General features: G+C 56.9%; 17 protein-coding genes and 1 riboswitch. Of the genes, 7 read left to right on the top strand and 10 right to left on the bottom strand.

All coding sequences use genetic code 11. From position 1 onward, the window contains the following. Positions 1-123 precede the first annotated feature (123 nt). From IE105_RS10825 to gcvT, 3 genes are all read right to left on the bottom strand, one after another. Complete coding sequence (locus IE105_RS10825) at positions 124-312, bottom strand: hypothetical protein (protein ID WP_189498342.1); 189 nt, start codon at positions 310-312, stop codon at positions 124-126. 64 nt (positions 313-376) lie between these two features. Next, entirely contained in the window at positions 377-742 is a 366-nt protein-coding gene (gene gcvH / locus IE105_RS10820; protein WP_189498507.1) for a glycine cleavage system protein GcvH, read from the bottom strand. A gap of 12 nt (positions 743-754) precedes the next feature. Beyond that, a complete protein-coding gene (gcvT, locus tag IE105_RS10815) occupies positions 755-1,903 on the bottom strand; it encodes a glycine cleavage system aminomethyltransferase GcvT (protein ID WP_189498340.1) in 1,149 nt (382 codons plus the stop codon). A gap of 118 nt (positions 1,904-2,021) precedes the next feature. Further along, positions 2,022-2,116: riboswitch (glycine riboswitch) on the bottom strand. Positions 2,117-2,228: 112 nt separating this feature from the next. Here gcvT and IE105_RS10810 point away from each other — a divergent pair. Continuing rightward, on the top strand, positions 2,229-2,387 hold the full coding sequence (locus tag IE105_RS10810; RefSeq protein WP_189498338.1) for a hypothetical protein: 159 nt from the start codon (positions 2,229-2,231) through the stop codon (positions 2,385-2,387). 89 nt (positions 2,388-2,476) lie between these two features. Here the strand turns inward: IE105_RS10810 and argS are convergent, their stop codons facing one another. Together argS and IE105_RS10800 are read right to left on the bottom strand one after the other, a co-directional pair. Beyond that, a complete protein-coding gene (gene argS, locus IE105_RS10805; RefSeq protein WP_189498336.1) occupies positions 2,477-4,249 on the bottom strand; it encodes an arginine--tRNA ligase in 1,773 nt (590 codons plus the stop codon). Between the two features lie 10 nt (positions 4,250-4,259). Beyond that, positions 4,260-4,835 carry a hypothetical protein gene (locus IE105_RS10800; protein ID WP_189498334.1) on the bottom strand — a complete coding sequence of 192 codons (576 nt, stop codon included), beginning with the start codon at positions 4,833-4,835 and terminating at the stop codon, positions 4,260-4,262. A gap of 169 nt (positions 4,836-5,004) precedes the next feature. On the opposite strand from IE105_RS10800, the gene ispH reads away from it, so the two are divergent. From ispH to IE105_RS10785, 3 genes are read left to right on the top strand one after another with little or no spacing between them, the layout of a single operon-like run. Further along, on the top strand, positions 5,005-5,973 hold the full coding sequence (gene ispH / locus IE105_RS10795; RefSeq protein WP_189498333.1) for a 4-hydroxy-3-methylbut-2-enyl diphosphate reductase: 969 nt from the start codon (positions 5,005-5,007) through the stop codon (positions 5,971-5,973). Further along, the gene (gene rnhA / locus IE105_RS10790; RefSeq protein WP_189498331.1) at positions 5,970-6,467 is read left to right on the top strand and encodes a ribonuclease HI; all 498 of its coding nucleotides are present in this window, start codon (positions 5,970-5,972) and stop codon (positions 6,465-6,467) included. The genes ispH and rnhA overlap by 4 nt, the downstream gene beginning before the upstream one ends. Continuing rightward, positions 6,464-7,465: a YncE family protein gene (locus tag IE105_RS10785; RefSeq protein WP_189498329.1), complete on the top strand. Its 1,002-nt coding sequence runs from the start codon at positions 6,464-6,466 to the stop codon at positions 7,463-7,465. The genes rnhA and IE105_RS10785 overlap by 4 nt, the downstream gene beginning before the upstream one ends. Here the strand turns inward: IE105_RS10785 and IE105_RS10780 are convergent. Continuing rightward, the gene (locus IE105_RS10780) at positions 7,452-8,330 is read right to left on the bottom strand and encodes an MJ0042-type zinc finger domain-containing protein (RefSeq protein WP_189498327.1); all 879 of its coding nucleotides are present in this window, start codon (positions 8,328-8,330) and stop codon (positions 7,452-7,454) included. The genes IE105_RS10785 and IE105_RS10780 overlap by 14 nt on opposite strands. A 214-nt stretch (positions 8,331-8,544) precedes the next feature. Here IE105_RS10780 and ftsE point away from each other — a divergent pair, with 214 nt between their 5' ends. From ftsE to IE105_RS10765, 3 genes are read left to right on the top strand one after another with little or no spacing between them, the layout of a single operon-like run. Continuing rightward, positions 8,545-9,255 (top strand): cell division ATP-binding protein FtsE, encoded by a 711-nt coding sequence (ftsE, locus tag IE105_RS10775; protein ID WP_189498325.1) that lies wholly within the window; start codon positions 8,545-8,547, stop codon positions 9,253-9,255. Then, entirely contained in the window at positions 9,252-10,139 is an 888-nt protein-coding gene (locus IE105_RS10770; protein WP_189498323.1) for a cell division protein FtsX, read from the top strand. Before ftsE ends, IE105_RS10770 begins: the two co-directional genes overlap by 4 nt. Further along, positions 10,136-10,843 carry a YdcF family protein gene (locus IE105_RS10765; RefSeq protein ID WP_189498321.1) on the top strand — a complete coding sequence of 236 codons (708 nt, stop codon included), beginning with the start codon at positions 10,136-10,138 and terminating at the stop codon, positions 10,841-10,843. The genes IE105_RS10770 and IE105_RS10765 overlap by 4 nt, the downstream gene beginning before the upstream one ends. Here the strand turns inward: IE105_RS10765 and IE105_RS15680 are convergent. From IE105_RS15680 to IE105_RS10745, 4 genes are read right to left on the bottom strand one after another with little or no spacing between them, the layout of a single operon-like run. Next, entirely contained in the window at positions 10,827-11,060 is a 234-nt protein-coding gene (locus tag IE105_RS15680; protein ID WP_189498319.1) for a DUF1272 domain-containing protein, read from the bottom strand. The two genes, IE105_RS10765 and IE105_RS15680, sit on opposite strands and share 17 nt — an antisense overlap. A 9-nt stretch (positions 11,061-11,069) precedes the next feature. Next, positions 11,070-11,969 carry a prephenate/arogenate dehydrogenase family protein gene (locus IE105_RS10755; protein ID WP_189498317.1) on the bottom strand — a complete coding sequence of 300 codons (900 nt, stop codon included), beginning with the start codon at positions 11,967-11,969 and terminating at the stop codon, positions 11,070-11,072. Positions 11,970-11,976: 7 nt separating this feature from the next. Further along, positions 11,977-12,705: a chorismate mutase gene (locus tag IE105_RS10750; protein ID WP_189498315.1), complete on the bottom strand. Its 729-nt coding sequence runs from the start codon at positions 12,703-12,705 to the stop codon at positions 11,977-11,979. Next, on the bottom strand, positions 12,702-13,457 hold the full coding sequence (locus tag IE105_RS10745) for a class I SAM-dependent methyltransferase (RefSeq protein ID WP_189498313.1): 756 nt from the start codon (positions 13,455-13,457) through the stop codon (positions 12,702-12,704). Before IE105_RS10745 ends, IE105_RS10750 begins: the two co-directional genes overlap by 4 nt. Between the last annotated feature and the right edge of the window lie 16 nt (positions 13,458-13,473).

Raw genomic sequence — 13,473 nt, 5'->3', positions numbered from 1 at the left:
ATATCCTGTGAGCTGTCGTCTTGCATCAGACGATCAAACCAAGGTTTCAGAAAATAGGCGGCGGAAACGGCCACAAATGCGGGCGTCATGTGAGGCCATCGCAATCGTGGGGACTTTGTCATATCAACCCTTGCGGTCATCAACGGGAAGACGTTTGAAAATAAACAAGACTGTCAGCCCCGTCACAATGCCAATCGCCGCTGATGCCATCAGGTCGAGCCAACGCGGCTCGAGATAGACTAGACCCGCCAGCGCAGGCGCCGCGATCATGGCCGCAATCAAAGCAATGATGCGTAGGAATTTATGGTTCATGTTGCGACCTTCCACAGACGGACAGCGGCGAACGCGGCGAGACTGAGGGGCCGGACAACACGATCTATAGTCCCGCGCAATAGTCCTTATAGGCGTCTTCATCCATCAACGCGTCGAGCGCGCTTGCATCCGCCACCGTCATTTTCACGAACCAGCCGCCTTCTGTTGGCGCGGCGTTCACAGTTTCCGGCGCGGCTTCGAGCGCGTCGTTCACGGCGGTCACTTCGCCAGCAATCGGGGCGTAGACTTCGGACGCCGCTTTGACAGACTCGACCACGGCAAGTTCGCCGCCCGCGTCAACGTCATCGCCAACACCCGGAAGCTCGACAAAGACCACATCGCCGAGGGCTTTGGCGGCGTAATCACTAATGCCGACCGTTGCGACGTCGCCGTCCAATTTAATCCACTCGTGGCTTTCAGTATATTTCATCATGGCGAAGTCCTATTTTCCTCGGAAATAATTATGCGGAACGAAAGGGAGTTTGGTGACGGTTGCGGGCAGCGCTTTGCCCCGCACAATCAAATGCACCGTCGTGCCGGCTTTATTATGCGGCACGTCAACATAACCCATAGCGACGGGGCCACCGACTGACGGGCCGAAGCCGCCTGAGGTGACTTCGCCGATGCGGTTGCCATCGACATCTTGAATTTCAGTGTGACCGCGCGCGGGCGCGCGTCCTTCAGGTTTAATCCCGACGAGACGGCGTGTTTTGGTCTTCAGGTCAGCCGCAACACGCGCCGCGCCCTTATAGCCTTCGCCAGAGCGGCGGTGTTTTTGTACCGACCAGATCAAGCCCGCTTCAATCGGGCTCGTCGTGGTATCAATATCATTGCCATAGAGGCACAGGCCGGATTCCATACGCAAACTGTCGCGCGCGCCGAGGCCGATTGGCGCCACGCCGTCTTGCGTCAATAAATGGCCGACCAGCCGTTTCATATCGTCGTGATGGGCAGAAATTTCGACGCCGTCCTCACCCGTGTAACCCGACCGCGAGATATGGGCGTAAACACCGCCATCTGGCAATTGCAGCTCAAACTCGCCGTGGGTCATGAAGATGAGCTTGGCGACATCCGGGTTAAGGCGTGCGATAATCTCGACCGCTTTCGGGCCTTGCAGCGCGACGAGCGAGAGCGCGTCGTCTTTAATATTGATCGCAACATCGTCCGGCATATGCGTTGCCAAATGCGCGTAATCCGCATCTTTACAGCCCGCATTCACGACCAGATAGATCATGTGATCATGGCCCGGCATATTGATCCGGCTGACCATCAGGTCATCGAGGATGCCGCCATCATCATTCAAAAACTGTGTGTACCGTTGCTGCCCTGGTTCCAGATCAGATATCGACGCCGGGACGAGCGCTTCTAACGCTTTGGCGGCGGTCTCGAAGGTCTTGTCTTCGGCAACCAAAAACACCTGCCCCATATGGCCGACATCGAATAAACCTGCCGCTTCACGCGTGTGCAGATGCTCTCCCAAGACCCCCAGTGGATATTGAACGGGCATATTATAGCCCGCGAACGGCACCATCTTTGCGCCGAGGTCAACATGCAGATCATGCAAAGCGGTTTTTTTTAGATCATTCGCCATAGCCAAGCACTCCGTCGCGAAGAGTTTCGCGCCCTGTGCCACCTGCTGTCCTATCGGGCCTGAGAGATTTACTCCGTCGGCGGGTCCTCTCACCAAGCGGACCTCTTTCCAGCAATTTGACCGACCCGTGGTCCTGGGTGCCTGAGCGTTTCCGGCGGCGGTTGCGCCTTCGGCGGCGATGTTCAAGACACCGCTCTCTCCCACGGGTTGGAAGTGGGCGTGAAATGCGCGTTTAACGAGGCGGAGTCAATTGGATGAATAGATCAAACCCTTAATCACTCTGTGTAATATCGCCTCGCACAATTACTCAGCAAAAGGCGTCTCTATGTCCGGCAAGTCCAAAGAAGAAGTCGCGTTCGATATCCTCTCAAAACTCAAAGGCGTGGGCGTGTGGGGGGAAAACAACCGCGAAGCGATTCTCGACCTTTACGCGGAATGTTTGATCGCGACGTCAGGCAACAGACAGCCGGGTCCACCCCGATAAAAAATTGAAATAGGCGCCACCAATTCTCAACACCGAGTTAGACCTCCGCGCAGGCGGGGGTCAGTCAATCCGTCGGGTAAAGCCTGCCCTTACATTTTCTCCGGCACGTCCAGTCCGATAATTCCCAAGCCATGCTCTAACTGCTCAAGCGTGGCTTTCGCGAGTGACAAGCGTGACGCGCGTATTACTTCCGGAGTCTCGTCCACAAGGATGGGACAATTGGTATAAAACCGCGAAAATGCTTGCGCCAAACCATAAACATGGTCGCAAAGAATGTGCGGTGCGCGCTTTTCTGCGGCCAGCGCGATCGCTTTGGGATAGGCGTCTAGCGCAAGAACCAGCGCCACTTCGGCGGGGTCTTCTGGTATAATCGGACCGAACGCCGCGCCCATATCATCCGCTTTGCGTAAGATCGATTTAATGCGCACAGCCGCATAGAGCAAATAGGGTCCGGTTTTGCCTTCAAACGCCGTGAACCGTTCCGGATCAAAAACATAATTGGTCAGGCGGGCATTTTGCAAATCCGCGAACTTTAACGCTGCAAGCCCAACAAGTCGGGCGACTTCAGCCCGCTCCTCTGGATCAAAATCTGCGCCAATGCCTGATTCTGTCAGTCGCGTTTCTGCGGCTGTCTGCATCATTTCCATAAGATCTTCGAGGCGCAGAACGCCGCCGTCACGGGTCTTGAACGGCTTACCGTCGGTGCCGTTCATCGTGCCAAAGCCCAAATGCTCCAGCTGATCTTCGCGGAACCATCCAGCCTTCGCCGTCGCGCGGAAGATTTGCTCAAAATGTAGCGCTTGGCGCTGATCGACGACATAGAGAATAAGATCAGGATTGATCTGCGCCTTGCGATCAACCAGCGTAGCGAGGTCCGTCGTGTGGTATAGCACGGCGCCAGAGCTGGCGAGCAACATGACCGGCGGCATTTCTTTTTTATCGTCTTCGCGTTCAATTCGGACGATCAGCGCGCCGCCATCTTCTTCGGCCAAACCCGCATGACGCAGTTCTTCGACCATATCAGGGATCAACGGATCGACACAGGCTTCGCCGTTCCACAAATCAAATTCGACGCCGAGACGGCCATAGCCCTCTTTGAGCGCCTCAACCGAGACAGCGATGAAATGGTCCAACAGGGCGCGATACCCCTTGTGTCCGGCCTGCAGATCCGCGGTTGCAACGCGGGACAGTTCCATCCGGTCCGCGTCATCTTTCGCAGCATTGGAAGCCTGCGGGTATAGCCGCGCGAGGTCGTCCATCGTCACGGGCGATATATCAGGATAATTACCGTCATAGGCCTCATCAAAATAGATTAGGCTCGGCTGTTCGATTGCAAGCTCACTAATGAGATGACCCATTTGCAGGCCCCAATCACCCAAATGGGCGTCACCAATGACGGTGTGGCCGCGCGCGCGCATCAAGCGTTTCAGCGCCTCGCCAATGACGGCGCTGCGAAGATGGCCAACATGCATGGGTTTCGCGACGTTCGCGCCGCCATAATCAATAACGATCGTCAACTCGGCACCGGCAGAAAGACCGCGTATCGGGTCCTCAGAAATAGCCTGTGCGGTCTCAGCCAGCGCCTGTGCCGACGGGGTGATGTTCAAGAACCCCGGCCCCGCGATTTCGAGCGTTTCAATCAGCGGGTTATCCGCTAGATGGGCCGCCACTGCGCTCGCGACGTCACGCGGATTGAGTTTTTCGCCGCGCTTTTTGGCCGCGCCCGCCGCGGCCATAGCGCCGTTGCATTGATACGGGGCATCGCCCTTGCTGCTTTCAACCACCACTCCAAAGGTAGCATCGTGGCCCAAGGCCGCAAACGCCTCGCCAAAAGCGTCGGATAGGCGGGACTGCAATGTCATCAACTCAGCTCTATTCTTGTCCGGCACCCACACGGAAACGACGACCTTCGGCATTAAAGGTGCGCTGTTCAGTTGTGACTTCAAAACCAACGATAATTTCGAAGTTTTCTCCTGATGTCGTGTCATTGACCCGGGCAATCGAATAATCGTCGATCGATTCTGTAATCGTCAAACGGTCAACGCCGGCCGGGAATGTCACGCGTAATGGGAAGGTCTGTTTATCAATGACCGCGATGTTTTTGCGCGTAATCGCGACCCAATATTGATAGACGGCCTCTGATTGCGATGCCGCCGGACCGCGACCCAGCTCAAAGGTAATATCGACGCTCCCGGTGATTGGATTATCCCCGACATACCGGCAAAGCGAGCGGACCTTGGTGATTTGCCCGGTGAATCCGACATCCTCATAGCGTTGATTCTCGTTCCGAAACTCAACAATGCGCGCGGCATCGTAGAGTGCAAAAGCCCGTGGGCATGGCCCAGAGTTTCGGTCACCGGCCTCCCCTATGCTGAGAGCCTCGGCCGTGGACTTGCAACCTGCGAGTGACAGCGCACCGACAATCGCGAGAGTAATAATTTTTTTCATGAACGATCAACTGTGGTCATGGTCTGGCCGTATTCCCTACCGACCGTGGTCAGGCCTTGGCAGGGTCGCGACGCGTTGTTAGGACGTTGCTTAACCGCCGAACGGGGTCTGCGCAACACGTGGACACCGAAACACGCCGTACCTAACAGAGCTTTAAGACAAGGTCCGCATGAGCCCCGAACGTAAATCGAAGTCTGTCCTTCTGGCGAGCCCGCGTGGCTTCTGCGCTGGCGTGGATCGGGCCATCCAAATTGTTGAGGAAAGCCTCAAGAAATATGGCGCGCCGGTCTATGTTCGGCATGAGATCGTGCATAACCGTCATGTTGTGGATCGCCTGCGGGATCTCGGCGCCGTGTTTGTCGAAGAATTAGACGAATGCCCGGATGACCGCCCAGTCGTTTTTTCCGCCCACGGTGTGCCGAAATCTGTGCCCAAAGCCGCCGCCGCGCGCGACCTGAACTTCCTCGATGCGACCTGCCCGCTTGTCTCCAAAGTTCATGTCGAAGCGGAACGCCACCATAGTGCCGGTAAGCATATCCTGCTGATCGGTCATACGGGCCACCCAGAAGTCATCGGTACGATGGGGCAGCTCGCGCCCGGTGAAATCACCTTGATCGAGACCGAAGACGATGCGCGCAACTATCAGCCCACTGACCCCGACAATCTTGCTTTAGTCACACAAACAACCTTGTCCGTTGACGATACATCCGCGCTGATTGCGATCTTACAGTCGCGTTTCCCGAGCCTCGCCCTGCCTTTTAAAGAAGATATTTGTTACGCGACGACGAATCGCCAAGCGGCGGTCAAAGCCATCGCCACCGATTGTGACCTGATGCTTGTCATCGGGTCTGTCGCCTCCTCGAATTCCAAACGCCTCGTCGAAGTGGCGCTCACGGCGGGGACGAAAGAGGCATATTTGATCAGTTCCGCAGAATCGATTGACTGGGACTCTGTTGACCGCGCTGATAAAATAGGCCTGTCAGCTGGTGCCTCAGCGCCAGAATATCTCATGCACGGCGTATTGGCGGCGCTGCGCTCTCGATATGATGTAGATTTGCGTGAATTCCGCGTCACGGATGAAAACGTCATCTTCCGTTTGCCGCGTCAGCTTCTTCCTGAAAAAGCCCCCGCTGCATGAGTAATGATATTTTTGAGGCCGGCGATCTAGACGGCGCCTTAGTCATCTACACAGACGGTGCCTGCTCTGGAAACCCCGGTCCGGGTGGCTGGGGTGTGGTCATGTTCCATGGTAAAAAACAAAAAGAACTCAGTGGCAGCGCACCCGAGACGACCAATAATCGCATGGAAATGCAGGCCGTGATTGAGGCGTTGAAGGCGATCAAGCCGGGCTGGACCGGTAAAACCGTCCTGTATTCTGACTCGACCTATGTCCTAAAAGGGCTGCAAGAATGGCTGCCCGGTTGGAAAAAACGCGGCTGGAAGACAGCCGCCAAAAAACCCGTCAAAAATGAAGACCTGTGGCGAGACCTCGATGCGTTGGCCGCAACCCGTGACATCGACTGGCGTTGGATCAAAGGTCACGCGGGCGATTTCGGCAATGAGCGCGCGGACACGCTCGCCAGCGAAGCCGTCCCGGGCCGCAGCAAAAAGACCGCAAGAGCAAGAAAATGAAACATTGGCTTTTCGGATCAGCCATTCTCCTCGCAGCCTGTGCCGCCAACGGTGAACCCGCTCAGAGTGACGCGCCTCAGAATATAGCAAACTCACCCTCGCCGCTCCTACTGGTTGGGAACAAGGGCGAAGATACGGTCAGCTTTATTGATCTGATGAGCGGCGAGGAATTGGCCCGCGTGCCGACCAGCCACGGTTGGCCGCACGAAATTGTGCCGTCGCCCGACAAAACACAGGCCGCCGTGGTCAATTATCAAGATCATCACATCGACATTTTCGATCTTGATCGCCGTGTCATCGTCGAAACGATCGATTTAGGCGAACACACGCGCCCTCACGGTATTCAATGGCTGGATGACGGGCGGATCATTGCCTCCACAGAAGGCAACCAGTCGATTGTCGAAATTGCGCCGGATCGCACAATCGTCGGCATACAGACGAACGAGGCTGGCACTCATATGGTCAAAGTGAGCCCGGACGGGACCAAAGCCTACACAGCAAACCTCGGCGCGGGATCTATCAGCCTGATAGATTTAGAGACGGACACCCTCATCAAGACCGTTCCCGCTGGCGCGGGCACGGAAGGCATCGACTTGACGCCAGACGGCACAGAATTGTGGATTAGTAACCGCGAAGCCAACACCGTCATCGTTTATGACGCAGCAACGCTCGAGCAGATCGACAGTCTCGAGGTCGGAAAATTCCCGTTACGCCTGCAAATTTCTCCGGACGGCCGCTATGCCGTGACCTCAAATTTGCTAGATGGAAGCCTCTCGGTGATTGACGTGGAAACCCGCAGAATGCTTCGTACTATCCTGGTCAGCGGCGGCTCTAGCGCGGCGCAAGTCACGATCTTATTCTCAGACGATGGCGAACATATCTATGTCGCAGAAACGGGCGTGAATACGGTGGCGGATGTCGAATTTAAGTCTGGGGTCGTCGTGCGGCGATTGCCTGCGGGGCGTCAGGGTGATGGCCTCGCCATCATAACCCGCTAGCCGCTGACAGCTGTATATCGTCGGAAAATCGATAACGCAGGCCGATGGCTCCGGCGGGGGGATTGGCGATTTCGCTGGTGAAGACCAGACGTCCCCGCGCGCCGATTTGGGCCGGATCAGGTTCCACATACCACTGGATTAACCCCTGACCGTCACTATCGTGCAAGGTCAGTTCAATGAGTGGGACAGTTTTAGGCTTATTGGTCAAATTACGCACAACGCTCTCAACGCGGATAACAGGTTGCCCGTCGATCAAAATAGTGCGCGCCTGCGGCGGATCAATTTCCAATCCACCCGCCCGGACCTCAACCCCGATCATTTGATAGACCGACGCCATTTGCGGAATACGATTCACAATCTCCTGTCGATTAAAATACGCGATAATGGCCGCGACTATGACCAAAAGGATCGGAACCGCCCAGATAAAACGGATCGTCCTACGTCGACGATAAAGCTTTTTACGGTCCACATGATCGCGCATCATTACATCGGCGCCAACAGTCGGGGCGGGTTCCGGTTGAGACTCTTGCGCAACAGGCGAAACCGGGTCTGAGGGTGCTTCTGAAACAGAAGATACGGGGGGAGGAGCCGCGGCAACTGATCCCGTAATTATTGCGACAGGATCGGGGTCTAGCGATGATTCAGGCTCAGCCGTAAACGCGGGCTGATTTTGCGCCGCAATATTATCGGCAAGCGCCAGAGCATCTGGATCAGAAATAATCGTATCAATCACGTCCGGCGCAGGCACGAACCAAGTCGACTCGCATTTTACACACCGGACCGTTCGACCGTCGTCGCCAATACTGGCCGCGGTCGCTTTGTAACGCGTGCCACAATCCGGACAGGTAATAACAAGCGCGCTCACAAAACACTCCCATTGGACATTTCAACCCCCATATCAGGACAGAGTTGTCTCTTTTTCATCCAGCCCTCCCCCGAGTCGCAGCGACTTTGTCTTGATGTTCTTGACCAGAGCGTCGAGATTGTCCAGCGAACGCACCAGCCATCCTGTTATGGCTTCGTCACAGATTACCCGAATCGGCCCCATTTCTAACGAGACCTCAGACACACACCTATCTATGACTTCTACCGGCGCACCTACTCTTGATTTACAGCGTATCGGCTTGCGCTATGGGCGTGGGCCGGAAGTCCTGTGTGATGTTGATTTGACCCTACCGCAGGGCAGTTTCACTTTTCTGACGGGCGCATCTGGCGCGGGCAAATCGAGTTTGCTCAAACTGGCCTATTTATCGCTCAAGCCCTCACGCGGGCTGATTCACCTGTTTGGTCAAGATGTGTCGACGCTTAAGTCATCAGAGTTGCAAGTCTTGCGACGGCGGGTCGGCGTCGTGTTGCAGGACTTCCGTCTTATCGATCACCTCTCTGTTTGGGAAAATGTCGCCCTGCCCTTGCGTGTCGCAGGCCGCACACGGTCAGACTATATCCCTGATGTAAACGAGCTTTTGAATTGGGTCGGTCTGGGTCATCGTCGTAACGCTCTGCCCCCGACGTTGTCAGGCGGGGAAAAGCAACGTTGCGCCATTGCGCGTGCCGTTATCGCCAAGCCAGATCTTTTGATCGCGGATGAGCCGACTGGCAATGTCGATCCAGAAATCGGCGCGCGACTGTTACGGCTGTTTGCAGAAATGAACCGGATGGGCGCGACCGTGCTGATTGCGACACATGATCTCGGCCTGATTGAGAATGTCAGTGCCCGCACAATCCATTTACAAGACGGCCGATTGAGCGGCGGGCGGGTGCCAGCCAATAAATCGGGGCGCACGACATGATCGAACCGCTCGCAACGCAACAACCCTTATTGCCATCACGCCCTGAACAGGGGCGGGCCTTGCTCGTTGTATTGACCGTCATGGCGTTTCTGGCCGCGCTCGCCTTGATGTTTGCGAATGGCGCAGACCGTTTATCAGACCGCTGGACGGCACAGCTAACGCAAAGCTCGACAGTGCAGTTGCTGATTTCAAGTGAGGCACAACGCGAGACGCAAACGATTGCCACGCGTGACATTCTCCGCGCCGCTATACCGGAGGCCCGCCTGACCCTATTGTCGCGCGAGCAATCAGCCGCGTTAATCCAACCTTGGCTCGGCGACGGCACCTTGCCGCCCGATCTTCCCATTCCTGGCGTGATCCGGATCGACTCAGAGATTAAGCTCCCGATTGAAACCTTAGAGCGCCAATTCTCCGAAGCCAGCTTAAAGACCGTGATAGATGACCACTCTCGCTTTTCGGGACAGTTAAAACAGACCGTCGGACGTTTGGTGTTACTTGGTATCGGTCTCGTCGCGCTGATCGGGTTGGCGGCAACCGCTGTGAGTATGTTCGCGACACGCGCGGGATTAGCCGCACAACGCGATATCATCCATGTTCTGGTCCAAGCGGGCGCGACGGATGGCTTTATTGCGTGGCTATTTGTGGGACAAGCGGCACGGCGCGGTCTTGTGGGCGCAGCCCTCGGCGCAGGCTTCGCCGTATTTGTCTGGATTTTCATCTCTGTCGGGCCGGGGCAAGGCTCTGTCGGGTGGCGCGGTATTATGGACGGGTTCACGGATGGGGTTGCGCTCATCCTGCTCTGCACGGCCTTTGCGGTCATTTGCGCCATAGCCGCGGGGTGGTCGTCTTTGCGTCAATTGCGTGATGAACGGCGCCGCGCATGAGCCGCCGCACACACAAAAGAACGCCTCAGAAGGCTGCAAAACCGGGCCGGGGCAAGCGTCGGTTATTCGGCTTTCTCACGGCGCTTTTATTGGGCGGACTGGCCGGCGGATTCATTGCCTTTGCAAGCTATGTCGATAATTTAGACACGCCGATAGACTTGCCGAAGGCCGATGGGATCGTCGTCTGGACGGGCCTCGGGGGCGGCCGTCTAGAAAAGGCTGGCGCGTTGATGGAACAAGGGTTGGGCGAACGGTTGCTCATCTCCGGCGTTAATACGAGCCTCACGGAAGCGGTTGTCTCCCGCCTCGCGGGTTTATCTGACGACACCGCAGTCTGCTGCATGGATGTTGATTACGCTGCGCTCGATACACGTGGGAATGCCCGCGAGACGGCGGCCTGGGCCGAGGCGTTAGGTTATGACCATATTATCCTCGTCACATCCTCTTATCATATGCCGCGCGCGCAGGTCGAAATTGGTTACGAAATGGCGGGACTTCGGATCACGGCCGTTCCCGTCCGAAACGAATCCCGAAATCAATGGTGGAGCGACGGCGGACGCTTTCGCCGCCTCGCCGGTGAATATGGCAAATATCTTTTGGTCATGGCGCGTGGACGACCCAAAGGCGCTAATATGCGCGAACCTGTTCTCTCAGAGGATGAGCTCACCACCCCTCATGAGGTTGAACCTAGCCCTGTTGACTAAGCACGCGTTTGGTTGAGGCTGGATATTTTTCAAGCAGTCGTTTTGACCGCGTCGGACGCGCGCTCAGCATCCCCCCGCAATTCGGACAGACAGTCTTGAGCACCGACGCGTTGCAGGCCTCGCACCACGTACATTCGACGGAGCAAATCAGCGCGCCAGTTTCATCTGCGGGGAGGTCCACATCGCACCGCTCACAATTTGGCCGCATCTGCAACATAAGTCGTTCCTAGTCGTCCCGCCCAAAGTTGGGTTCATCTTGACCGGACTCAACGATACGGCGGCGGATGTCGCGCGTTTTGGCAAAGTGATCGAGCAAGGTTTCGCCGTCGGACCAACGGATCGCCCGTTTCAAGGCGGTCAAATCCTCAATAAACCGTTCGACCACGTCCAATGTCGCTTCGCGGTTACTGAGGAACACATCCCGCCACATGACCGGATCGGACGCGGCGATGCGGGTGAAATCTCGGAATCCACTGGCCGAAAACTTGACGACTTCATCGCCCGTGACGGTTTCCATATCCACGGCTGTGCCCACCAATGTGTAGGCGATCAAATGCGGCACGTGGCTGGTCGTGGCGAGGACGGTGTCATGGCGATCCGGGTCCATAAGCTCAACATTGGATCCAAGCGCCTGCCAGAAAGCGCTCAGCCGCGCCACGTCCGGGTGAGCGTCGTCCAAAGGCGTCAGGATACACCAACGATTTTCAAATAATTCGGCAAAGCCCGCTTCGGGACCAGAGAATTCTGTTCCGGCAATCGGGTGGCCGGGAATAACACTCACATCATCGCGCAAATGCGGGCGGATGGCCTTGATCATTGCGCTTTTTGTGGACCCTACATCGCTGAGAACCGCGCCCGGTTTCATGACGGGTAGGATACCGGCAGCGACCTCAGCAATTTTTGCGGGCGGCACACACAGGATGACAAGATCAGCTTTGGCAGCGAAGTGATGGGCCGGACCTTCCGCCACACCATCGGCAAAGCCCAAGCGTTCAACCGTTTCAACCACATCGGCCGATCGGTCCGCGACCCAGACCGTAAACACGCCCGCCTTGGATTTAGCGGCGCGCGCAATCGAGCTCCCGATTAAACCCGCGCCAATAATAAGAATGGAGTCAAACGACATGAAAACCCTAGCTTGAAACTGGAGGCGGCAGGTAGCCGATCACGTCGTTTCGATCCACCCCGTCTGCGCCATTCATTTCGTAGAGGCACAAGTCCCCGCTTTCGGCGCGAAGTGTCCCCTTGGCTTTACCGCGAATGGCGCAGAGCACGCGGCCATTCGCCAGATCGAGATCAATCGCCGCCACGGCGACGGCTTGCGGCCAACCTTGCCGTCCGTCTTTTAATTCGATGCGCGGCAAGGCGGCGACAATCTTGAAATCAGACATGGCCCCGCCGGGTGCGAGCGACGTCCACCAATTATTCATGCCACCCGGGGCCGGTACAACCGCAATCCCTTCATCGTCTCCATACGCGGCCGCGAGCGCAGCAGAGCTTGTCGGGTAGGAGAGTAGCGGCAAACTTCCGCCAAACCGGTCTCGGATCAGCGCCAAATTCGTCCGCGTATCGCCTTCGAGCGCAAAGTGCAGCCGGGTTGAGCCCTGCACAGAAATTGAGGCGCTCATTAATTCCGCCCAGATACGAGAGACCAGTGCGGGTGGCGTGTCCGTGCCCTGCGCCATCGAGACCAAATCTGCCACATGGCTATCTTCGCGGGCGGGCCGCCAGAGCTTCGCGCCTGCCTTGGCTTTGCGAACATCCGCAGACAGCGCCAATCGTTCAGCAATCAGCCCAAGCATCGCCCGGTCAACCCGGTCCAGTTCTCGCCGGACTTTCTCAAGATCGGAATTCCCGCTCATTCAGTTGTCTCCACACGCTCATTTCGCTCGACGGTCGGTTGCGCGGTGCTGCCAAATAGCGGCGCGCGCACTTTCGCTGTCTCCAGCCTGTCAGGTTCGACATAGAGCCGCCGGATCGCTTCGACCATCACCAATCCGGCCAAACCCGGACAGATTGTTTCGCCGAACCGCTCGAACCCTGACGCAATTTTTGGTCCCGATAGACGAGTCACGGGCGGCCCGTATAGCGCGCCCGCGCCGACGGTCGGGCTGAAACCCGCTGTGATCAACTGCGCGCGAAGTTGGTTGCGGGAAAAAGGACGCCCCGCGCCAAATGGCAAGCTATCGCGTTGTGCCCAGAGGCCAGAGCGACCCGCCGCGATCACCACGATCCGCCCTTCGGGCTGTGTCACGCGCCATAACTCGCGCAGTAAACCTGGTAGATCATCTGCCTCTTCCACCGCATGAACACACAGCACACGGTCAAAGGTCGCGTCAGAGAATGGCAGCAAAGTTTCATCTGCCAAACAGTCCATAACGCCGCGCGAAGAGCGGTGAGCGATCGCCCCCTGCCCTGACGGATTAGTCAGCACGATGCGGTTTGCGCTCTTGCGGTAGCTCTCAAGATACGGGGCAGTATAGCCAAACCCGAGCGCATTATTGCCCGCCAGATCAGGCCAGAGCGTACGCAATCGCCTTAACGCCATATCGCACGCCATCCGCCCGAGCGGTGTGGCGTAGAAACTCTCTAGACGTTCTGCGGACTCACGCATGGAGTGTGCTTAGCAC

The sequence above is a fragment of the Algimonas arctica genome (assembly GCF_014652695.1).
GTDB classification, from domain to species: Bacteria; Pseudomonadota; Alphaproteobacteria; order Caulobacterales; family Maricaulaceae; genus Litorimonas; species Litorimonas arctica.
Note: the sequence above shows the minus strand (reverse complement) of the source record. Positions and strands in the feature narration are given on the sequence as shown.